The organism is Streptomyces sp. NPDC001843, assembly GCF_042891955.1.
Taxonomy (GTDB): domain Bacteria; phylum Actinomycetota; class Actinomycetes; order Streptomycetales; family Streptomycetaceae; genus Streptomyces.
This window is the reverse complement of the sequence record NZ_JBIATQ010000002.1, coordinates 356133-378091: the sequence shown is the minus strand read 5'-3', so window position 1 is coordinate 378091 and position 21959 is coordinate 356133. Positions and strand designations below refer to the sequence as shown.

General features: G+C 73.4%; 13 protein-coding genes. 9 read left to right on the top strand and 4 right to left on the bottom strand.

Annotated features, from left to right (window positions below; all coding sequences use genetic code 11):
* Position 1 precedes the first annotated feature (1 nt).
* The 7 genes from ACFYZQ_RS07065 (at position 2) to ACFYZQ_RS07035 (ending at position 12681) form a co-directional block, all read left to right on the top strand.
* Positions 2 to 2044: a trypsin-like peptidase domain-containing protein gene (locus ACFYZQ_RS07065; protein WP_389142497.1), complete on the top strand. Its 2043-nt coding sequence runs from the start codon at positions 2 to 4 to the stop codon at positions 2042 to 2044.
* 156 nt (positions 2045 to 2200) lie between these two features.
* Positions 2201 to 3775, top strand: coding sequence for an acyl-CoA carboxylase subunit beta (locus ACFYZQ_RS07060; RefSeq protein WP_389143230.1), 1575 nt, complete (start codon positions 2201 to 2203; stop codon positions 3773 to 3775).
* Between the two features lie 83 nt (positions 3776 to 3858).
* Complete coding sequence (locus ACFYZQ_RS07055; protein WP_389142495.1) at positions 3859 to 5607, top strand: fatty acyl-AMP ligase; 1749 nt, start codon at positions 3859 to 3861, stop codon at positions 5605 to 5607.
* Positions 5604 to 9602: an acyltransferase domain-containing protein gene (locus tag ACFYZQ_RS07050; protein WP_389142493.1), complete on the top strand. Its 3999-nt coding sequence runs from the start codon at positions 5604 to 5606 to the stop codon at positions 9600 to 9602. Before ACFYZQ_RS07055 ends, ACFYZQ_RS07050 begins: the two co-directional genes overlap by 4 nt.
* Positions 9603 to 9624: 22 nt before the next feature.
* A complete protein-coding gene (locus ACFYZQ_RS07045) occupies positions 9625 to 10569 on the top strand; it encodes an alpha/beta hydrolase (RefSeq protein WP_389142491.1) in 945 nt (314 codons plus the stop codon).
* 122 nt (positions 10570 to 10691) lie between these two features.
* Complete coding sequence (locus ACFYZQ_RS07040) at positions 10692 to 11957, top strand: helix-turn-helix domain-containing protein (protein WP_389142489.1); 1266 nt, start codon at positions 10692 to 10694, stop codon at positions 11955 to 11957.
* Between the two features lie 82 nt (positions 11958 to 12039).
* On the top strand, positions 12040 to 12681 hold the full coding sequence (locus ACFYZQ_RS07035) for a cutinase family protein (RefSeq protein ID WP_389142487.1): 642 nt from the start codon (positions 12040 to 12042) through the stop codon (positions 12679 to 12681).
* Between the two features lie 72 nt (positions 12682 to 12753).
* Here ACFYZQ_RS07035 and ACFYZQ_RS07030 read toward each other — a convergent pair whose 3' ends face one another.
* Positions 12754 to 14487 (bottom strand): hypothetical protein, encoded by a 1734-nt coding sequence (locus tag ACFYZQ_RS07030; protein WP_389142485.1) that lies wholly within the window; start codon positions 14485 to 14487, stop codon positions 12754 to 12756.
* Positions 14488 to 14588: 101 nt separating this feature from the next.
* A complete protein-coding gene (locus tag ACFYZQ_RS07025; RefSeq protein ID WP_389142483.1) occupies positions 14589 to 18347 on the bottom strand; it encodes a hypothetical protein in 3759 nt (1252 codons plus the stop codon).
* Positions 18348 to 18664: 317 nt separating this feature from the next.
* On the opposite strand from ACFYZQ_RS07025, the gene ACFYZQ_RS07020 reads away from it, so the two are divergent.
* Together ACFYZQ_RS07020 and ACFYZQ_RS07015 are read left to right on the top strand one after the other, a co-directional pair.
* Positions 18665 to 18811 (top strand): hypothetical protein, encoded by a 147-nt coding sequence (locus ACFYZQ_RS07020; RefSeq protein ID WP_389142481.1) that lies wholly within the window; start codon positions 18665 to 18667, stop codon positions 18809 to 18811.
* A gap of 8 nt (positions 18812 to 18819) precedes the next feature.
* Positions 18820 to 19821, top strand: coding sequence for a peptidoglycan-binding protein (locus tag ACFYZQ_RS07015; RefSeq protein WP_389142479.1), 1002 nt, complete (start codon positions 18820 to 18822; stop codon positions 19819 to 19821).
* A gap of 59 nt (positions 19822 to 19880) precedes the next feature.
* Here ACFYZQ_RS07015 and ACFYZQ_RS07010 read toward each other — a convergent pair whose 3' ends face one another.
* On the bottom strand, positions 19881 to 20942 hold the full coding sequence (locus tag ACFYZQ_RS07010; RefSeq protein WP_389142477.1) for a class I mannose-6-phosphate isomerase: 1062 nt from the start codon (positions 20940 to 20942) through the stop codon (positions 19881 to 19883).
* Between the two features lie 122 nt (positions 20943 to 21064).
* A complete protein-coding gene (locus ACFYZQ_RS07005; RefSeq protein ID WP_389142475.1) occupies positions 21065 to 21946 on the bottom strand; it encodes a YegS/Rv2252/BmrU family lipid kinase in 882 nt (293 codons plus the stop codon).
* Between the last annotated feature and the right edge of the window lie 13 nt (positions 21947 to 21959).

Genomic DNA, 21959 nt, shown 5'->3' with positions numbered 1-21959 from the left:
ATTGGGTACGGCGGACAGGTCCCGTGAGGAGTTGCGGCGGCACATCGCGGCGGCCGCCGGCCGGTACCGGGAGACCAGCGACGAACGGCAGGCGGTGGAACGGCAGCAGGACGCCGGAGTGCCCTTCCCGGACTCCGAGGAGCACCTCGCCGCGCGCGCCGCACGTCTGCTCGACCGGCAGGCGGTGCCCGCCGCCCTGGTGGTCGAGGCCGTACGCGCCGAGCCGCTGGCCCCACCCGCCGCGTACGAACGCATCCTCGGCGTGTCCAAGGAGCTGCAGGCGTGGAGCTTCCTGCCGCGCGGTGCGCGGGCCGCACGTACCGTCGCCCGGATCTCGGTGCGGGACGGCGGCCGTGAACTCCCGCTGGGCACCGGGTTCCTGGTGTCTCCGAGCCTGCTGATGACCAACCATCACGTGCTCACCGACGCCGACGCGGCCCGGCAGTGCTTCGTGGAGTTCGACGCCCAGGTGACCGTCGACAACGCACCGCAGGCACCGACGCGGCTGGAACTCGACCCCGACGGGTTCTTCCTGGCGGACCAGCGCCTCGACTTCGCCCTGGTCCTGCTCGCGCCGGGCCCGGACGGGCGGCCGCCGGGTGAGACGTTCGGCTGGAACCGGCTCAGCGCCCAGCCGGGAAAGCTGGTCATCGGCGAGCCGGTCAACGTCGTCGGGCACCCGATGGGCCGGCTGAAGGAGATCGCCGTCCGCGACAACATGCTGCAGGTGCGGCTCGACGACTTCCTGCACTACAAGACGGACACCGAGCCCGGAAACTCCGGTTCCCCGGTCTACAACGACCAGTGGGAGGTCGTCGCGCTCCACCACAGCGGCGTGCCCAGGACCGACGACCAGGGGCGGACCCTGCGCGCCGACGGGCAGCTCTGGGAGCCCGGTGACGGCGACGACGCCATCGACTGGGTGTCCAACGAGGGCGTACGCGTCAGTTCGATCCTCAGCCATCTCGCCGCCCTGCCCCTCACCGACCGGCAGCGGGAACTGCTGGCCGGGATGGGCCCGGAGTCCGGCCTGCTGCCCGAGGCCCTGGCCGCTCCCACGGTGCCCCCCGCCGCCGTCACCGTGCCGGCCGTCACCCCCGCCCCCGCCCCCGAGGGGGCCGTCACCCGGGCGGCCGGCCTGCGCGCGCGGGACGGCGCGTTCGGCGGCGACCGGCACCTGGTCTTCCTGCACGGCCGCTCCCAGGAGGGCAAGGATCCCGAGAAGCTGCGCCGTGAATGGACGGCCGGGCTGAACCAGGGACTCGTCCGTGCCGGGCTGCCCCCGGTCGATCCGGCCGACGTCTGGTTCCCCTTCTACGGCGACCGGCTGGCGCAGGCGCTCGCCCCGCAGGAGGCCGTCCCCCGCCTCGCGGAGTCCACGGTCCTCGCGGCGGCGGAGGCGGTCGCACCGGCCGCTCCCGGCGCGCACGCGGTGTACGGGGACATCGTCGGCGAGGCCGCCGCAAAGTGGGACATCCCGCGGGAGGGACTGCCGGTCGCCGAACGGATCGGCCTGCCCGACGTGGTCGGGGCCCTGCAGCGGCAGCTGAGCTGGCTGGCCGCCAGGAGCGACCTCGACGCGCTGACTATCAGTCTGGTCTTCCGTGACGTGGCCGCCTACCTGGAGGACCGGCGCATCCGGGACGACGTCCTGGACTGCGTGCTCCAGACGATGCCGGACGCCGGAGAGGTGGTGCTCGTCAGCCACAGCCTCGGCACGGTCGTCGGCATGGACCTCACCACCCGCCTGTCCCCGGGCGTACGGGCGCTCCACCTCACCACGGCGGGAAGCCCGCTGGGCCTGGACAGCGTGTACAGCAGGCTGCTCATCGGTGGGGCGAAACGGCCGGACAAGGTGGTGGACTGGCTCAACGCCTGGTGCCCGACCGACGCGGTGGCCATCGGCTGCCCGCTGGCCGACGACTGGGCGGACGGCCTCGTGGACATCGCCGTGCTCAACGCCCGCGACCGGGCCCACAGCATCGTGGAGTACCTGTCGCACGCCGAGGTCGCCTCCGGGATCGGCAAGCACCTGCTCGGCTGAGCCCGCTCACCAGGGGCCGCCCCACCGGGGGGCGGTCCCTTGTCACGCCGGCACGAACCCCGTCGGCGCAGGACTCACATCACGCACACAGAAAGGCGATCCACTCGGCCCGCCCCTCGGTCGCTGCCATATTCGAAAGCCACTTCGGAGGTGGCTGTGACGACAGAGGCGACGACGTCCGAGGCGCGGGAGACGGGGGCCCACGGGTCCGACCGCACCGCCGACCGCATCACCGAGCTGGAACACCGCCGGGCGCGCGCGGTGGCGGCCGAGGGGCCGCGAAGACGGGGTGAGTTCACCGCACGGGAGCGGATCGGGCTGCTGCTGGACGCCGGTTCCTTCGCCGAGACCGGCCTGTTCGTGCGGGCCCGCCCCGCCGGGGACGATGCCCGCCGCCCGTACGGCGACGGGGTCGTCACCGGACATGGCACGGTGGACGGGCGCCCGGTCTGCGTCTTCGCCCAGGACTCCGCGGTCTTCGGGGGCAGCATGGGCGAGGCCTTCGGGGAGAAGACCGTCGCGCTGATGGAACTCGCGCTGAAGACCGGCTGCCCGGTCATCGGGCTCAACGACGGAGGCGGCGCCCGCATCCAGGAGGGCGTCGCCTCCCTCGCCCTCTACGCCGAGCTGGTGCGCCGCAACGTCAAGGCGTCCGGTGTGATCCCGCAGATATCGGTGGTCCTGGGGCCGTGCGCGGGCGGGGCGGCGTACTCGCCGGCCATCACCGACTTCACCGTGATGGTGGACGGCGCCTCGCACATGTTCGTCACGGGACCCGACGTCATCGAGGCGGTCACCGGCGAGCGGACCACCGCCGAGGACCTGGGCGGCGCCCGCACCAGCAACACCGTCAACGGCAACGCCCACTTCCTCGCCGCCGACGAGCGGGACGCCATCGACACCGTGCGCGACCTGCTGTCGTACCTGCCCGCCAACAACCTGCAGGAGCCGCCCCGTCACGCCCCGGGTGCGGCACCCGACGGCCGGCGGCTCGACCGGGTGGTCCCGGACCGGCTCGAGCAGGCCTACGACATGCGCGACCTCCTGCGCGAGGTCGTCGACGACGGTGAACTGCTGGAGGTGCAGGAGCTGTTCGCGCCGAACATCATCTGCGCCCTGGCCCGCGTCGAGGGCTGTTCGGTGGGCGTCGTCGCCAACCAGCCGCTACACGCCGCCGGAGTCCTCGACATCGACGCCTCGGAGAAGGCGGCGCGCTTCGTGCGGTTCTGCGACGCGTTCGGCGTCCCGCTGCTGACCTTCGCCGACGTTCCCGGCTATCTGTCCGGTGTGCGCCAGGAGCAGGGCGGGATCATCCGGCGCGGCGCCAAGCTGCTGTACGCGTACGCCGAGGCCACCGTGCCGAAGGTCACCGTGGTGGTGCGCAAGGCGTACGGCGGCGGGTACGCGGTGATGGGCTCCAAGCACCTGGGCGCCGACATCAACCTCGCCTGGCCCACCGCCCGGATCGCCGTCATGGGCGCCGAGGGCGCGGTCGGTCTGCTGCACCGGCGCGAACTCGCCGCCGCCGACGACCCCGAGGCGCTGCGCGCCCGCCTCGTCGCCGCCTACCGGAGCACGCACGGGACGCCCTACCCGGCCGCGGAGCGCGGTTACGTCGACGCCGTCATCGCGCCGCGCGAGACCCGGGCCCACGTCTGCCGTGCCCTGCGCGCGCTGCGCGGCAAGCGTGCCCCGATGCCGGAGCGCAGGCACGGCAACATCCCGCTCTGACCGCCCTGCCCGCTCTGACCGCCGTGACCGCGCCGCCGCGCCGACCCTGAAGCCCGTTTCCGTGACGTGAGGAGCCACGCCCGATGGACAGCCGCCGCCCCCCGCTCGCGCCCGCGTACCGGACCCTGCCCGAGTACGTGCGGCACTGGGCCGGGACCACCCCCGACCGCCGGGCGTTCACCTTCGTCGACCATCCCACCCCGAACTCGCGCGGCGTCCACCGCACCCTCACCTGGCGGCGCCTGGACCTGCGGGTGCGGGCGCTGGCGGCCCGGTTGACGATGGAGGCCGAGCCGGGGGCGCGGGTCGCGCTGCTGTGCCCGCAGGGAACGGAGTACGTCACCGCCTTCCTCTCGGTACTCACCGCCGGTCTGGTCGCCGTACCGCTGTATCCGCCCGGTCTGCCCGGACACGGCGACCGGCTCTCGGCGGTCCTCGGGGACGCGTGTCCGGCGGTCGTGGTGACGACGAGCGGTGCGGCGGGCGAGGTACGGGAGTTCTGCGCGGGCACACCGGTGCGGATAGTCGTCGCGGACGAGGTGCCCGACGCCGCCGCCGGGGACTGGCGGCCGGGCACGCCCGACGCGGCGGGGCTCGCTTATCTGCAGTACACCTCCGGTTCGACCCGCACCCCGGCGGGCGTGGAGATCACCCACGGCAACGTCGTCGCCAACGCCCGGCAGGCGCTGACCGCCTACGGTGCCGACGAGCATCCGCTGACCTGCGTCGGCTGGCTGCCGCTCTACCACGACATGGGGCTCGTGCTGAGTGTCGCGGCGCCGGTCGAACGGGGTCTGCTGTCGGTGCTGATGGATCCGGTCTCCTTCCTGCACGAGCCGGCGCGCTGGCTGCGGCTCCTCGGTGCCCATCCGCGCGCGGTGAGCGCCGCGCCGAACTTCGCCTACGACTACTGCGCCTCGGCCGTCACCGACGCGCAGAAGGCGGGCCTACGGCTGGGCGGTGTCTTCGCGCTGATCAACGGCAGCGAGCCGGTCCGCCCGGCCACCGCCGACCGGTTCAACGCCGCCTTCGCCGCGCAGGGTCTCGCGCCGGGCACGCACTGCCCGTCGTACGGACTCGCCGAGGGAACCGTCTTCGTCAGCGCCGCCAGGCCCGGGGAGCCGCTGCGCCGGTTCACGCTCGACCGCGACGCCCTCGCCGCCGGGAAGGCCCTGCCCGCGCCGGCCGACGACGCCACGGCCGTGCGGCTGGCCGGCTGCGGTGTCCCGGCGGGCCAGCGGGTCCGCATCGCCGATCCCGTCTCCCGTACCGCCCTGCCCGAGGGAGAGGTCGGGGAGATCTGGGTGCAGGGGCCGAACGTCGGACGCGGCTACTGGAACCAGGAGGAGCAGACGCGGCGGGTGTTCGGTGCCGTCCTCGCCGGTGACCCGGCCGCCGAGGGCGGCTGGCTGCGCACGGGGGACCTGGGCACGGTCCTCGACGGGCAGTTGATCGTCACCGGCCGGCTGAAGGACCTCATCGTCGTCGACGGCCGCAACCACTACCCGCAGGACGTCGAGGCCACGGCCCAGGAAGCGCACCCGGTGGTGCGGCGCGACCGGCTCGCCGCCTTCGGCGTGCCGGGACCGGACGGGGAGCGGGTGGTCGTGGTGGCCGAGCACGTGCGGACCACCAGCCTCGCGGGGATCGACGTACCGGACCTGGTGCGGGCCGTGCGCGCGGCCGTCTCCGCCCGGCACGGCCTGCGGCTCGCCGACGTGGTCCTCGTCCCGCCGGGCGCGGTACCCCGTACGTCCAGCGGCAAGGTGTCGCGGGCGCTGACCCGGGCCCGCTACCTGGAAGGCGTCTACACGGCGGGGAGCACCCGGTGAACGCCTTGGACGAGGGCGCGCTGCGCCGCCTGATCGCCGAGCGGGTGGCCGCCTGGAGCGGCACCCCAGCCGCGGCCGTCCCGATGGACCGGCCACTGGCGGACCTCGGCATGGCCTCGCGCGACGCGGTCGTCCTCGCCGGGGAGCTGTCCCGTCTGACGGGCCGTGAGCTGCCGTCGACCCTGTTGTGGGAGGCGCCCACCGGTGACGCCCTGGTGGCGCGGCTGTGCGGAACGGTGGTGGAGGCCACGCCGGACACGAGGGCCCCGGTGGCTCCGGTGGTCCCGACGGCTCCCGCCGAACCCGTGGCGGTCATCGGGGTCGGCTGCCGGCTGCCCGGGGGTGTGCACGGCCCAGGGGACTACTGGCGGCTGCTGAGCGAGGGCGTCGACGCGATCCGGCGGGTGCCGGAGGACCGCTGGCGGGACTTCACCGCCTTCCCGCCCGCAGAGGCGCCCCGCCACGGCGGCTATCTGGACGACATCGCCGGGTTCGACGCGGACTTCTTCCGCATCACCCCGCGCGAGGCCGCCGTCATGGACCCGCAGCAGCGGATCCTCCTGGAGGTCGTCCACGAGGCGCTCGACCACGCCGCCGTCCCGGCCGTCTCCCTGGCCGGCACGGCCACCGGTGTCTTCGTCGGCGTGTCCGCCCCGGAGTACGGGCAGTTGACCGGCGCCGACGCCGCCGGGGTGGATCCGTGGGCGCCGTCGGGCGCGGCGCTCGGTGTCACCGCGGGCCGTCTGGCGTACGTCCTGGACACCCGCGGGCCGAGCATGGCCGTCGACACCGCCTGTTCCTCGTCGCTGGTCGCCCTGCACCACGCGTGCGTGAGCCTGCGCACCGGCGAGAGCGACACGGCGATCGCCGCGGGGGTCAACGTGCTGCTCTCCCCCACCGTTACCGTCGCGTTCCGGCGGGCGGGGGCCCTCGCCCCGGACGGCCGGTGCAAGCCGTTCTCCCCGGCGGCCGACGGCATCGGGCGCGCGGAGGGGTGCGCGGCGGTGCTCCTGAAGCGGCTGGCGGACGCCGAGCGGGACGGCGACCGGGTGCTGGCCGTCATCCGGGCCACCGCCGTCAACTCCGACGGCCGTTCGGGCGGGCTCCTGGCCCCCAACCCGGCGGCCCAGCAGGCCCTGCTGAGGAGCGCCTACGCCCGGGCCGGACTGGCCCCGGAGCAGGTCGACCACGTCGAGGCGCACGGTACCGGCACCCCGCTCGGCGACCCGATCGAGGCGGGCGCGCTGGCTGCCGTGCTCGGCGCGGGCCGCGACCCGGACCAGCCGCTGCTGCTCGGCTCGGTGAAGGGCAACCTCGGTCACCTGGAGTCGGCGGCGGGCATCGCGGGGCTGGTGAAGACGGTGCTCGCGCTGCACCACGACCTCGTTCCCCCGTCCCTGCACTGCGCCGACGGCAGCGCCCTCGGTGACCCACGGCTGCGGGTGGTGACCGAGCCCGAGCCGTGGCCCCGCTACAGCGGAACCGCCACCGCGGGGGTCTCCGGGTTCGGCTTCGGCGGCACCAACGCCCATGCGGTACTGGAGGAATGGCGGCCCGGCGCCCTGGTGCCACCTGCGGCCGACGGGCCGGCCGCCCGGCTGCACCTGCTCGGCGACGTCGACTCGGAACGGGTCCGGGACACCGCGGCCCGGCTCACCGACTGGCTGCTCACCCCCGAGGGAGGCGCCGCGCACCCCGCCGACGTGGCACGCACGCTCGCCGGGCGTACCGGCCGCGGACCGGTGCGGGCCGCCGTGGTCGCCCGTGACCGGGAGGAACTGGCGGAGGGCCTCGTCGCGTTGGCGGGCGGCCGCCCTCACGCCCGGGTGGTCACCGACGACCGCGACCTCGTCGGGCGCGGGCCGGTGTGGGTGTTCTCCGGGTACGGCAGCCAGTGGGCCGGCATGGGGCGCCGGCTGCTGGCGGAGGAGCCCGCCTTCGCCGCGGCCGTGGAGAAGCTCGACGCGCAGCTCGCGGCGGAGTGCGGGCTGTCCCTGTACGACCACCTGGCCTCGGGAGGCGACCTGGACCGGCTGGAGGTGGCCCAGCCCGTCCTGTTCGGTGTGCAGGTGGCCCTCGCCGAGCTGTGGCGGGCGTACGGTGTCGAGCCCGCCGCGGTCATCGGTCACTCCATGGGCGAGGTGGCCGCCGCGGTGTGCGCGGGCGCCCTGGACGTGTCGGACGCGGCCCGGGTCGTCGCCGTACGGGCCCGGCTGCTCAGTGGGCTGCGGGGCGGCGCGATGGCGGTCGTCGACCTCGACGACGGCGAACTGGACGCCCTGGAGCGGGACTTCCCGGGCGTGCACGTGGCCGTCCACTCCTCGCCCGGCCAGAAGGTCGTCACCGGGGAGGAGTCCGCGGTGACCCGGCTCGTACGGCGGCTGGAGCGGGAGGGCCGGGCCGCCCGGGCCATGCGGGTCGTCGGCGCCGGTCACTCCCCCCAGGTCGACGTGCTGCTGCCCGAGCTGACCGAGGCGCTGGCCGACGTCCGGGGCAGAGCGCCCCGTGTCCCCGTCTACTCCACCGTCCTCGACGACCCGCGCGGCGCCTCCTCGTTCGACGCCGCCCACTGGGCCGCGAACCTGAGGCGGCCCGTGCGCCTGGACCGGGCCGTCGCGGCGGCCGCGGCCGACGGGCGCACCGCCTTCGTGGAGGTCTCCCCGCACCCGGTGCTGACCCGGGCCGTCACCGACACCGTGCCCGGCGCGCTCGCCGTCGGCACACTGCGCCGCGACGCGGACGGCAGCGAGGGTTTCCTCACCCAAGTGGGCGCCCTCTACGCGGCGGGGGGACGCCTGCCGCTGCCTTCCGGCCGGGTCATCGACCTTCCCGCGCCACGCTGGCGGCACATCCGGCACTGGTGGACGGACGGTCGTCCGGCCGCCGCGGCCACGCCCGCATCGCCCGCCGCCCCCACGGTTCCCGTCGGGGAAGACGCCGCCTCGCCGGACGACGCCTCGGTCCCGGCCCGACTGTGCCACCACATCGCCGCCGTCACCGGCCATCCGCGGGCCCGTGTCACCCCCGCAACCGCGCTGGTCGACCTGGGGCTGGACTCGCTGATGGCGGTCCGCGTCCGCACCGCGATAGAACGCGAGTTCCGCGTCCAGCTCCCCCTGCGCGACCTGTTCGGCGCCGCGACCGTGGCGGAAGCCGCCGACCGCATCCAGCAGGCCCTTTCCGCGGGCCCGCTCCGCCCCCTGCGCGTCACCGGATCCCGGCCCCCGCTCTTCCTCGTCCACGCGGCAGGCGGCACCCCGGACGTCTACCGCACGCTCGCCGACCGGCTCGGGGACGACCGGCCGGTGTACGGGCTGGACCGGCTCGAAGAGGCCCGGACGGTGCCGGAGAAGGCCGGCCGCTACGCCGAGGCCATCACCGCCGCCCATCCGGACGGGCCCTGCCTGCTGGGCGGCTGGTCCTTCGGCGGTTTCGTCGCGCAGGAGACCGCACGGCAGCTCACCGCCGCCGGGCGCAGCGTCGAACTGGTGGTGCTCATCGACTCCGTGCGGCCCCTCCCCCAGCCCCACCTCTCCCCGGCCGACCGGATCCGCGCCCACTTCACGGGTTTCGCCCGGCACGTCGCCGACACCTACGGGGTGCGGCTCCGGCTGCCGTACGACGAGCTCGTCTCGATGGACGACGACGGCGAGCGCATCGACACCGTGCTGCGGGCCCTCGGGGAGGCCGCCGACGTGCCGGCCGCCGCGCTGGAGCACCAGCGTGCCTCCTATCTGGACCTGAGGATCGGCGAGGCCCACCAGCCGGGCCGCCACGAGGGGCGGGTGGTGCTGTACCGGGCCACGGAGCCCGCCCCGCACACCGTGCGCGATACGGCGTACGAGCGGGACGACCAGGCGCTGGGCTGGGACGAGGTGTGCCCGCGCCTCACCGTCGTGCCGGTCGCGGGCCACCATCTGTCGCTGCTCGACCCCCCGCACGTCGACGAGATCGCCGCCCATCTGCGGCGCGAGCTCGCCGCACAGAGCCGCTGAACCGGAACCACGAGGAGCCGCCATGCCCCACCCCACCACCGGAGTGTCCCGACGCGCCGTCACCAGAGCCGCGGCGGCCACCTCGCTGGCCGTCCTGTTCGGCGCCGCCACCGGCACCACGCGCGCCCGGGCCGCGACCCGGCTGGGACCGCGCACCGTGGACGTGTCCGTGTCCTCCGCCGCACTGGGCCGCAGCGCGCCGGTACGCCTGATCCTGCCGACGGACTTCGCCACGCAGACCGGCCGGACCTACCCCGTGCTGTACCTGCTGCACGGCGCCCACGACGATTACACCTCCTGGACGCGGGAGACGGACGTCGAGGCCTTCACCGAGGGCCGGAACCTGATCGTGGCCATGCCGGACGGAGGGCCCACCGGCATTCCGACCGACTGGCTCAGCGGCCCCGACTACGAGACCTTCCAGCTCAAGGAGGTGCCGGCACTGCTCGCCCGGAACTACCGGGCCTCGGGCGTACGGGCGGTCGCCGGTGTCTCCACCGGTGGCTACGGTGCCATGGCCCATGCGGCCCGGCACCCGGGCGTGTTCGCCGCGGCGGCCTCCTACAGCGGCATTCTGGACACCACCGCGCCGGGCGTCCCCCCGATCGTCGACGCGATCGTGGCCCGCGAGAACCTGCTGCCCCTGGATCTCTGGGGCAACTCGATCCTGAACCTGCTCACCTGGCAGGACTTCAACCCGCGCGCCCGCGCCTCCGGGCTGCGCGGCACCCCCCTGTACGTCTCCAGCGGCAGCGGGCTGGTCGGCGGCACCGACGAGCTGTGGCCCGAGGCGCTGGAGAGCGCCCTGTGGCTGTCCGCCCACGGCTTCACCGACACGCTCCGCCTGCTCGGCATCCCGGTCACCACCCACTTCTACACCGGCGGCGCACACAGCTGGACATACTGGAAAAGGGAGTTCACCGCCTCGTGGCCGATGCTCGCCCGTGCCCTGGGGGTACCGGAGTGATGTCGGTGCCGTCGGGGCACGGAACGGAGCGCAGGGGACGTCCGTCAGACACGGGACGTCCCCCTCACCCCACGGGCAGCGGCCCCAGGGTGAGCCGGTTCCGGGTGAAAGGAGTGTCCGCGATGGCCGTCCCCACTCCTCGCGGCGTACCGGACGGACCGGCGGCCCCGCCGCTGCCGTCCGGCCTGGCCGAACTGCTGCGCGCCCAGCTCGAAGCGGTGGCCGACCAGGTGGAGGAGGAGGTCCGCGGCCAGGTTCCCGAGTACGCGCGGCCTGCCGACGGGACGTACCGCCGCAATCTCCGGGCCGGGGTGGTGCAGGCGCTGTCCCTGTTCGTCGACCACATCGCCGACCCGCGCGGCCAGGGCGACGCTATCGCGGCCACGTACTACGAACTCGGACGCGGTGAGGCGCTGGAGGGCCGCAGCCTGGACGCGCTGCAGTCCGCGCTGCGCATCGGAGGGCTGCACGCCTGGCGGCTGATGGGCCGCACGGCGGAGGAACTGGAGCTGGACTCCGCCGTCGTGGCGGCGCTGGGCGAACTCGCGTTCCGGACCGTGCACGAGGTGGCGGAGGCGGCGGCGGCCGGGTACGCCGAGGCCCAGCTGCGCAGCACGGACGAGCTGGAGCGGCGCCGCAGACGGCTGCTCGATCTACTGCTGGGCGACGGTCCGGTGTCGCCGGAGGCCGTGCACGACCTGGCGCACGGGGCACGCTGGCCGGTGCCCAGGCACGTCGCGGTCGTCGCGCTCGCGGCCACCCCCGAGCAGCGCGAGGAGGACCGGCCCCTGGCCACGGCCGGGGCGCTGGTGGACATGGAGTCCCGGCCGCCGCGGATGCTGGTGCCGGATCCCGACGGCGCCGGCCGGTTCGGCGGGCGGGCGTTCGCCCTCGCGCTGCGCGGCCGTCCGGCCGCGATCGGCCCGACGGTCCCGCTCGCCGCGGCCGCGCAGTCGCTGCACTGGGCCACCCGGGCGCTGGGACTGATGGGGCGCGGGATCCTGCCCCGGCAGGGCGTGGTGCGCTGCGCCGACCACCTCTCGACGCTGCTGCTGCACAGCGACGAGCCGCTGCTGGCCCGGTTGGAGGCGCGTGTCCTCGCCCCGCTCGACGGGGTGTCCGACGGCCAGCGTGCCCGGCTCGCCGAGACGCTGCTGGCCTGGCTGCTCAGTGGCAGCAACGTGCCGGACGTCGCCGCGCGGCTGCACGTCCACCCGCAGACGGTCCGCTACCGTCTGCGCCAGCTGGAGAAGTTGTTCGGTGACGCCCTGCACGACCCCGGCACCCGTCTGGACCTCATCCTGGCCCTGCGCGCCGGGGAATTGCGGGAGCCCTCCGTGCTCACACCGGCAACAAAAAACATGGAATCTCTGAATTCCCGTCCATAACAGTCGGCCGGTCCACGCGAATACCTTCGGGGCATCCTTTTCCGCAGGCGCGTCAACGCGCCCCACCCCGCAAAGGATCCCCATGCGTATCCGCTTGTGCCTCGCCGCGCTCTCGCTGCTCGGCGGGGCCGGACTGACCGCGCTCTCGTCTCCCGCGGCCTCGGCCGCGACCTGCTCGGACATCGACGTCGTCGCCGCCCGCGGCACCTTCGAGCCGGGCACGCTCGGCGCGATCGTCGGCGACCCGGTGTATTCCGCACTGCAGAAGAGACTGACGGGCAGGAAACTCTCCAGCTACAAGGTAAATTACCCGGCGGATCTCTCCCTCACCTCGGCCGCGCAAGGAAACGCGGACCTGGTGAACCACGTCCGGAGCCAGGCGGCGGCCTGTCCGAACCAGCGTTTCGTTCTCGTCGGTTATTCGCAGGGTGCGAATGTCGTCGACAACTCCATCGGCATCAGCAGTGCCGGTGCGGTGGTCGGCAGCCCCATCGTGGCCACGATCCCGGCCGAGCTGGAGCCGAAGGTCGCCGCGGTGCTGCTGTTCGGCAACCCGATCCGTGCCCTCGGCAAGAGCGTCACCGGCACCTACCAGAGCCGCACCATCGACTTCTGCGCCAAGGGCGACCCGATCTGCGAGAACGGCGGCGGTGACGTCCTCGCGCACCTCGGGTACACCGCCGACGCCGACGCGGCGGCCGCCTTCGCCGCCGGCAAGGTCTGACCCGCGCTCTCCCGCGGTCACACCGGGGGCCCGGGAGGAGATCCTCCCGGGCCCTTCGGCTGTGGATCGCCGCTACTTCGGGGTGCGGGCGAAGCTCGCCAGGTTGGTGGAGACCGGCTCGGGCCGCCCGTTGTTCTGCACCGGCGCCGCGGTCAGCACGTCGAGGTGCTGGTAGCCGTCGGCGACCACGGGGTGCAGATCGGCTGGGATCCGGCCGGCCAGCAGTCCGTCGCCCGCGAGCACCGTGAGCGTCGGGTTGGCGGTGAGCCCGTCCGGGTGCGCGACGAGCCGCTTCACCTGCGGGGAGGTGGCCAGTTCGATGTCGGTGACCAGTTTGGTCGGGAAGTACTGCTCGGTGAAGTCCAGCGGCTGCAGGGCCAGGCTGCGGGCGAGCTCCCGGATGTCGGTGACCTCCTTGCCGGCGTTCGTGAACGGCGTGCCGTCGGCCGACTTGTACCCAGGGTCGTCTGGGTCGCCGACACGGTCGTAATTCCGCCATGTGTACAGCGGCCCGTGCGGCTGCTCCGGGATCGCCTTGTACTCGGTGCCGAACAGCGCGGGCGCCCCCGAACCGCCGTTGGCGACGGGGAAGTTCTTGTCGGCGATCGGCCCACCGTCGAAGAAGCCGACGCTGCTCTGCAGGAACGCCAGCGGTACGGAGTCGTCGTCCATCAGCGCGCCCAGCACCGCGTCGTTGCTGAGCCGGAAGTCCTTCACCGCGGGTGAGCCGGTGAGGAAGGCGGCGGCGTCCTTGGAGAACAGGAAGCGGTTGGTGGCCTCGATGTTGGTGTTCGCGGGCAGGTAGGAGGGCAGGTCGGCCTCGGCGTCCGGCGCCTGGAGAGCACCCACGCCGGCGATGGCCAGCAGGGTCATGGTCTCCGGGTTGAGCAGGACCGGCGCGGACAGCGAGCGGGGCAGCACCCCGCTGTCGAGGCCGGCCTGCACGACGCCGTAACCGAGGCCGATGTCGGGGAGGTTGGTGTCGTCCGGGATGCTGCCGCTGAGGTCCCCGAGATCGGTGGAGACGGTGGTGTCGAGGGCGAAGTAGCCGGCGCACTGGTTGTATCCGGCGTCCGCCGTGGTGGAGTTGTCGCCGTCGAAGTCGGCGGCCGCGAAGTACCCGGTGATCACACCGCCGAGGGAGTGCCCGCCGCACAGTACCTTCCGCTTGCGCAGCTGCTGGTCGGGCAACTCGGCGGTGAGCAGGTCGTACTGGTCGCGAACCGTCTGCTCGATGCCGAGTTTCGCCATCCAGCCCAGCCGGTCGTTGCCGGTGAACCCGGCGAAGGTACGGCCGTTCACCTGCTTGCCGCGGTAGTAGTAGTCGACGGCCGTGTGCTCGTCTCCGGAATCGATGCCGGTGTGGTCCTCGAGGCAGTTGGAGCGGCGGTCCAGGGCCCAGAACTCGATGTGCCGGCCCTGTTCGGCGGCGCGCGCCACGGTGTTGCGGGCGACGCTGTCGAACGCCCCGGCTCCCTCCAGGATGCCCGGCTGGGCGACCAGGATCCGGTCGGCGTCGGCGGACGCGGCCGGCCCGCCGGAAGAGCGGTAGCGCAGGTACGACAGCCAGTCGCACGCCACCGGACGGTTCCCGAACGACGCCGGCAGCGGCACCTTCACCCGCACCACCGACTCGGTCACACCGGCCACCGGACTCGTCGACGCGACCGGCGTCTCGGTCCGCGCGGCCGCCGCCGCCCGGGCGCCCGGGGCCACCGCGGTGAGCGTGCCGGTGGTCAGCAGCACCGCCAGCGCGGCACTGCGCAGGGTTTTCGCGGTTCTTCTTCTGCTGCGACTCGTGTTCATAGCCGGACGGTAGGACCACGCGGGGCGCCCGATCGGCCGATGCTCACGGATACGCAGCAGCCGGGAGCGCCGTTGTCACGGCGGGCGCGATCGGGCGGGCTTCAGCACACGTTCCGGTAGGGCAGTTCGGGGAGGTAGGTGTGCCACTGGTCGCGAGTCAGGCCTCCGCCGGCCCGTCGGCATACGGTGGCGGCGATGCGGTCGGGGTCGACGGCGTATGTCCGCAGGGGGACGTGTTCGCCCGCGACCTGGAGGGTGCGGCCGTCGGAGGTGAAGGACAGATCCAGGACTCGATCCCCGGATGTCGGCAGGGCAGAGCCCAGTGGCTGCGCGGAGTCGACGTCCCACAGAGTGATGGTCCCTGCGCTCCCTCCTACGGCGAGGATGTGCTCGTCCGGGGAAAAGGCCAACGCGGTGACGCTTTCCGGGTGGTCAGCCAAGGTTCCGGCGGATGTCCCGGCAAGCTCCGCTGTGCGCCGTCGGCCGTCCTTGTCCCAGACGGACACCCAGCCCATGTCGTCACCGACTGCCAGCCTGCCACCCGACGGACTGAATTCCGGGATGGTGGAGGGGCCACTCCCGCTCAGGTAACGAGGGATGGAACGGCCGGACGGCAACGCGACGAGTGCCGCATGACTCGCGACCAGAAGCCGACCGTCGGGTCGCAGCGCCATGGAATGTGCGCCGGTCTCCCAGACGGACGGTCGCCGACCCGGCCGCCGAATCGTGTGGTGAGCGATCCGACGACCCGTGTGCACGTCCCACTGCTCCCACTCGTCCGCAGAGGACCGGTAGACCCACAGGGAGTGCCCGCCCGGGCCGAGTACGGCGTCGTCGCCGAGTGGTGCATCCCTGTCCGCCGCCGTGATGTCCAGGGAGGAGGTCTCGCGCCTCCGCCTGACGTCCCAGACCCTGATCCACTCCGGCCGTCCTCGGAGGGAAGGTCCGTCTGCCGTTGTGGTTCCGTAGGCGAACACCCGACCGTCCGGGCTGAAGGTCAAGTGGATCTCGCATTCGTCCCCGTCGTCCTGCGACTCGCAGTGTGCGGATGGCAGGCTGCTCATCCGGGCTCCGGCCGTGCTCCGCAACTCGAACTCGGCCGTGTCACCGGCGACCCGCGCGGTCGCGATGAGTCGCCCATCTGGACTGAACCGTGCCTGATAGCTGGCAGCGCGCTGCTGCCAGTGGGCGTGGACCGCGGCGTCGAAAGCGATCGTCTTCACCTCGAAGGGCTGGCTTCCGGCCCACACCAGATAGCGGATGACCCCCGTTTCCGGATCGATCCGTGTGCCACGGACCTGCTCGTTGTGCAGCGTGTACCGCAGGACGAGTCGGGGGGTGCCATCGACCTGCCACAGGGCGATGGTCCGGTGACCGGTCGCAGCCAGGTACCTGCCGTCCGCGCTGAACGTCAACTCGAACGGGTGATCCTGGGAGAACTCCTGCAGGTCGTACCTGCGTCCCGAGGCTGTGTCCCAGACGCGTACACCGTTGTGGGCAATGGCCGCCAAGAGTCCGCCGGCTCCGAAGGCCGGGGGATCATCGCATGCGCCTCGTTCTGCGGCGCGTGCCCATGGTGCCAGCACCCGCCGTCGGCCGCTGATGTCCCACACCTTCAATGAACCGGCCGTGCCCGTGCACAGGAGGAGCAGTCGGCCATCGGAACTGACGAACGCCGGCTGTACCTCGGGCGACTCGACTTTTATCAGCAGCCGGTGACTCCGGACGTCCCATACGCGCACGGACTTGTCGTCCGTAGCGATCAGTGTTCTGCCGCCGGGCCCCAGCTTCACGTCGGATACATCGGTTCCCAGCCGGAACTGCGTTCCGACCGCTGAACCGGAGTCGGCATCGCGCACTTGGAAGTCTCCGTCTGCCAAGTACAAAAGGAGCCGGCGACCGTCCGGAGACACGTCCGCCAGGCTGTCGTCGGCCGACTTCCGTACCTCGTCGGCAAATCGCCGCGTGACGGTGTTCCAGCGCCCCACCCGCCTGCTCTCTTCCAAGACCAGAGTCCGGCCGTCGACGCTGAGGAATGGAGTGCCCCGGCCCAGGGTCGCTGGCAGCGCGAAGAGCGCCCGCTCCGGCTGAGTGTCCGCCGCGAACAACGCCCCCTTCGTCTCCGACGTCCCGCTCGTCCGCCACGCCGCCACGCTGAGCCGCATCGCCAGCACCGGATCGGTGCCGCGCATCGAGTCCGCCAGGAAGGCCACGCGCCGCGCCGTCGCCTCCGCCCGGCGCCGGTTGCCCTCGAGGTTCTGCTGCCAGGCCACGACCCCGGCGACCAGGGCGAGCGCCAACAGCAGCGCCACGGAAGCGGTGAAGCTGCGCAGCCGTCGGCGCTCACGGCCCCGGGTCGCGCGGGCGGCGGACAGGAAGGCCCGCTCCAGGGAGTTAAGTTCGTCGGCTACGCCACCGGCGCCGAAGGTCTCCTCCACTGCGGCCAGCCGGGTCCCCCGGTACAGGGCGCCGGGATCCCGCCCGAGGCCTTCCCAGGCGCGCGCGTCCTCGGTCAGCCGGCGATGCAGCAGCAACCGTTGCCGGTCCTCCTCGATCCAGCCGCGCAGGCGGGGCCAGGCCGTGAGGAGTGCCTCGTGGGCCAGGTCGACGGTGTCGCCGTCGAGGGTGATCAACCGGGCCTCGGCCAGGCGTTCCAGGACCTCCTCCCGGTCCCCGGCCGCGGTCTGGGCCAACTCGGCCCGGTCCGCGGGACGGCGGGTGTCGGGGGTGCCCTCGCCCGGTGTGACGAGCCGCAGCAACAGTCCCCGCGCCAGGCGCGCCTGCTCGGGAGAGAGCCGGGCGTAGAGGTGCTCCGCCGTGCGGGCGATCGCGCCGTGCAGGCCTCCGGCGGCCTGGTAGCCCTCCAGCGTGAGGGCGCGTCCGCGGCGGCGGCGCCAGGTCTCGAGGAGCGCGTGCGACATCAGCGGCAGACCGCCGGGCTCACCCTGTACCTCGGCGACGAGCCGGGCGGTCAGGGCCCGTTCCACGATCAGGCCGTCGGACGCGGCGGGTTTGACGATGGTTTCCCGTAATTCGTCGCCGCTCATGGGGCCCACGGGCACGGCGGCCGTGCGCAGCACCTCGACCAGTCCGTGGTGGCGCAGGCAGCGGCCGTAGAAGTCCGCCCGCAGTCCCAGGACCACGCGCAGCCGGCTGTCTGGATCCGCGGCGGACAGTAGCCGATCGATGAACTCCTGCCGCTCGGCCGGATCACGGCAGAGGGTGAAGACCTCCTCGAACTGGTCCACGACCAGCCAGGTGTCACCGAGGGCCTCGGCGGGCCGGAACAGCGCGCCATGCGTGGCCACCGGCCGGTCACCCGGTGTCAGGATGCGCAGGGCGGCGGGCCGTTCGGCGTCCCGGGCGCGTTGGAGGCGTGGGATGAGGCCGGCGCGCAGCAGTGAGGACTTGCCGCTGCCGGAGGGGCCGACGACCGCCGAGCGCCGGGAGGCGAGAGCCACGCGGGCGATTTCGTCGACGAGTCGCTCCCGGCCGAAGAACCGGTCGTGGTCGGCCGGTTCGAAGCGCGCCAGCCCCCGGTAGGGCGGTTCGGCGTCCGGATCGTCGGCGAGTGACAGAGCGGACGCTTCCCGTTCCTCCGCCGCGGCCTGCTGCCAGCGCCGCTCCCACTCCTCCGGGTCGCCGTCGCACGCCCGTACGTAGGCCAGGGCCACGGGCAGTGTCGGAAGGCGCGCGCCCGCCGCGGCCTGCGACAAGGTGCTCGCCCCGTGCCCGGTGCGCCGCGCCATGACGCGGTAGGTCGGACTGCCCGCCTCCGTGCGCAGTTCGCGCAATGCGGCGGCGAACCGCTGCACCGGGCCCGCGCCGGGATCGATCGGGCTCTCCGGACGCCCCGCCATCGGCACCTCCCCCTCTGCCCGCCTCCCCCGTGGACGCGGCGCGAGGCCCGCAACGTACGCACGCCTGCGACAGGAGGGCAAGCCGGGGGCGTCGTCTTCGGTCAGTGACTCGGTGGCGGGACCGTGACCTGCGGGGTCGGCATTGTTCAGAGTGGCGCGGACGGCTGCCCATTCAATTCCCGGGCCGCTGAACTCGGTGGTGCAAGGCGGTCGCACAGCCCCCGGCGCCGGTCTTCCGGACGTCCGGCGCCCGGGTGGCGCACGGGGGCGGTGCGGCCGGCATCCATCCACCACCAAGCGATTCAGGAGAAGCGCTCATGAGCGAGAGCGAGCAGATCCCGCCGTACCCGGAGGGTGGCGCCGGGGTGTTCGACGTCGACCCGGACCAGGGCGGCGTCAGCCAGGACCCCGACCACGAAGTGACCTCCGACATCGACGCCCTCCCCGACGACATGGAGCTCTGACACCTGCCATGGGAACCGCAAAGGGAATGATCGCCGCCGCACGCAAACTGCTGGGCACCACCGAGCACCCGCCCGGCTCCAACCACAACCTCGTCACCACCTGGTACGGCTTCTCCGGGCCCTGGTGCGACATGTCCATCAGCTACGAGGCCGCCCACTCCGACAACCTCAAGGCGGTCATGGGCAAGTTCGCCCTCACCACCGCCCACGCCCGTGCCTTCCAGGCCCACGGCCGCTGGCACTACGGCCTGGGCGGCATCCGCCCCGGGGACGTCGTCTTCTTCGACTTCTCCGGCGGCCGCTCCATCAGCGGCATCGATCACGTCGGCCTGGTGGAGGCGGTCCACTCCAACGGCACCATCACCACCCTGGAGGGCAACACCTCCGACGCCTTCCGGCGCCGGGTCCGCGGCCGGTCCTGCGTGGTCGGTTACGGACGCCCCGCCTACGACGGCGCCGCCCCCATGCCCTCCCACGACGGCATCCTGCGCAAGGGTTCCAGCGGCAACGCGGTCAAGACCCTGCAGAAGAACCTCAACACCGTGCAGCACGCCGGGCTGACCGTGGACGGGCAGTTCGGGGCCGCCACCGACAAGGCCGTGCGCGCCTTCCAGTCCGCGCACAAGCTGACCGTCGACGGCGAGTACGGGCCGCACACCGCCGCGGTGATGAAGGCCGCACTGGCCGGGAAGCCGGGTGTCATCAAGCCCAAGGCACTGGTCGCCGCGGCCGCGCCGCTCGACGTGGACGGCCAGTTCGGACCGGCCACCTGCGCGGCGCTGCAGCGCGCACTGAACGGCAGGACCGGCGCGGGACTCGACGTCGACGGGGCGTTCGGCCCGCTGACGATCAAGGCCCTGCAGGCCTACGTCGGGGTCACCGCCGACGGGATCACCGGACCCGACACCGTGGCCGCCCTCAACAAGCACCTGGGGCTGCCGCCGCACGACAGCTGGGACGACGCCACCACGACCCAGCTCCAGAAGGCCCTCAACGCCGGCGCCTTCTGACCGTCGGCCGACCGGCCGGGTGCCCCCGTACGGGGGGCGGGGGCACCCATGGTTGAGGCTCAGCCGAGACCTTCGCCCAGCCTCGCCACGACGCCGGGACCGTAACCGGCCGAGAGCAGGGGATCCCGGATGTCGGTGTCCAGGTCGGGCACGTAGCCGGCGAGGACGTCGGCGGGGCCGTGGAGCCGTACGGCGCCGAGCGCGGCGGGCAGCAGTGCCGTCTCGGCGCGGGGCAGCGTCTGTGTCGTTCCCCCGCTGGAGAAGGTCACGGGTGCGCCGGCGTTGCTCAGTACGAGCGCGGTGGTGACGGGGCGGTCCAGCCGGGCGCCGGCCGCGACCTGCCACCGCTCCAGCGCGAAGTAAGGACCGGCGCAGAGGATCACCCGCTGGCCGCCGTCGCCGGTGGGCAGCCCGAGGCCCGGTGCGAACTCCGGCCGGTGGTCGGGGTGCCACTGCTCCAGCAGCGCCTCCACGTTGGCGCGCCACTCGTCGTCGTCGAGCGGCGCGCCGTCCTCCATGCGGTGGCGCATGGCGTGCTCCTGCAGGTCCGAGGTCTGCTCGATCTCGTAGACGAGTGTGCCCGGGCCGAAGCTGTGCACGGTGCCCGCCGGGACGTACAGGGTCTGTCCGGCCCGGACGGGCAGCCGGCGCAGCACGGTGTCGAAGTCCTGGTCGAGGAGGGCCTGGCGGAGTCGCTGCCGTCCCACCCCGGGTTTCACGCCCGCGAGTGCGGTCGCGCCGGGCTCCGCCTCGAGGATGTGCCAGGCCTCGGTCTTGCCGTTGGGTTCGCCCTGCGCGTGTGCGGCCCCGTCGTCCGGATGCAGGTGCACCGGCAGTGGGGCGGCGGCGTCGATGAACTTGGTCAGCAACGGGAAACGCGGCCCGCGCGGACCGCGTCCCAGCATGTCCTGCGGGTGCTCGCGGACGAGGTCGCGCAGCCGCGCCCCGGCCAGGGGGCCTTCCCGCACGTGTGCTTCGTCGCCGTCTACGTCACTGACCTCCCAGGTCTCGGCGATCCGCCCCGGGGGCAGGCCCCCGCGGCCGAGGCGGTCGGGAATGGACCGGCCGCCGAAGACGTGCTGCTTGACCGGTGTGGTCAGCCGCAGTGGGTACCAGTCCACGTTCCGTCCTCGCTCGTCCTGCCGTCGCGTACGCGTCCGCCGCGCCGGGTAGCCCGTCAGGGGGGTGCCCACACGTGCGCCGGCCGATGCGAGCAGTTCGGACAGGATCGGCGTCCTGGGGTTCAGTACAGCATGTTCAGGGCCCCGGGCAGCACCCTCACCGTGACCGGCAGGACCGCCTCGACCTCCCCGTCGGCGCCGTAGGGCACCTCGCGGTCCGCTTCGATCCGGATCTCGCGGCCGCGCAGGATGTCGACCTCGGGCCGCCCGACGTGGGCGCCGGAGCCGAGTTCGTTCATCAGGGTGAAGAACAGCCGGCGCGGTGCGTGACGGATCATCACCACTTCCAGCAGGCCGTCGTCCACGCGGGCGGCGGGGGCGATCATGCGACCGGAGCCGTAGTAGGGGGAGTTGGCGGCGACGACGGTGTAGCCGCGGTGCGCGTGGGCGCGGCCGTCGACGGTGACGCGGTAGTTCACCGGGCGCCAGGTGGCCACGGCGCGCAGGCCGCCCGCGTAGTAGGAGGCTGCGCCGCGCAGCAGACGGGCGTGGTTGGCGTGGCGGTTGGCCAGGGCGTCGACGCCCGCGTACACGCTGCCGAGGACGACGGTCCCGCGGTGGACGGCCGAGCGCACCTCGATGGTGTCCACCGGGCGCGGGTCCGCGTCGAGCAGGGTCCGGGCAAGAGCGTCAGGGTCGACGGGCAGGCCGAGGGCCCTGGCGAGGTCGTTGCCCCGCCCGGCCGGGACGAGGCCGAGCACCGCGTCGGTGCCGCTCAGCCCGCCGCCGATACCGCCGGCGATGCCGTCGCCGCCGACCGCCAGCACCACCCGCCCCCGCTGCGCCGCGCGGCGCGCGATGCCCTGGGCGTGCCCCAGGCTACGGCTGTACTCCGTCTCCAGTCCGGCCCCGGCCTCCCGCAGCGCGCGGGCCACCCGGAGCAGGGCGGCCGCCGCGCCCGCTGAGCCCGCGGTGGGGTTGACGACGGCGGTGAACTGTCGCATGGGCGCGCCTTTC

Bases quoted from the DNA above. Each gene is read 5' to 3' on its own strand.
- ACFYZQ_RS07055 (WP_389142495.1), top strand. From the start codon at position 3,859: ATGGACAGCCGCCGCCCCCCGCTCGCGCCCGCGTACCGGACCCTGCCC.
- ACFYZQ_RS07045 (WP_389142491.1), top strand. From the start codon at position 9,625: ATGCCCCACCCCACCACCGGAGTGTCCCGACGCGCCGTCACCAGAGCC.
- ACFYZQ_RS07040 (WP_389142489.1), top strand. From the start codon at position 10,692: ATGGCCGTCCCCACTCCTCGCGGCGTACCGGACGGACCGGCGGCCCCG.
- ACFYZQ_RS07035 (WP_389142487.1), top strand. From the start codon at position 12,040: ATGCGTATCCGCTTGTGCCTCGCCGCGCTCTCGCTGCTCGGCGGGGCC.
- ACFYZQ_RS07030 (WP_389142485.1), bottom strand. From the start codon at position 14,487: ATGAACACGAGTCGCAGCAGAAGAAGAACCGCGAAAACCCTGCGCAGT.
- ACFYZQ_RS07025 (WP_389142483.1), bottom strand. From the start codon at position 18,347: ATGGCGGGGCGTCCGGAGAGCCCGATCGATCCCGGCGCGGGCCCGGTG.
- ACFYZQ_RS07020 (WP_389142481.1), top strand. From the start codon at position 18,665: ATGAGCGAGAGCGAGCAGATCCCGCCGTACCCGGAGGGTGGCGCCGGG.
- ACFYZQ_RS07015 (WP_389142479.1), top strand. From the start codon at position 18,820: ATGGGAACCGCAAAGGGAATGATCGCCGCCGCACGCAAACTGCTGGGC.
- ACFYZQ_RS07005 (WP_389142475.1), bottom strand. From the start codon at position 21,946: ATGCGACAGTTCACCGCCGTCGTCAACCCCACCGCGGGCTCAGCGGGC.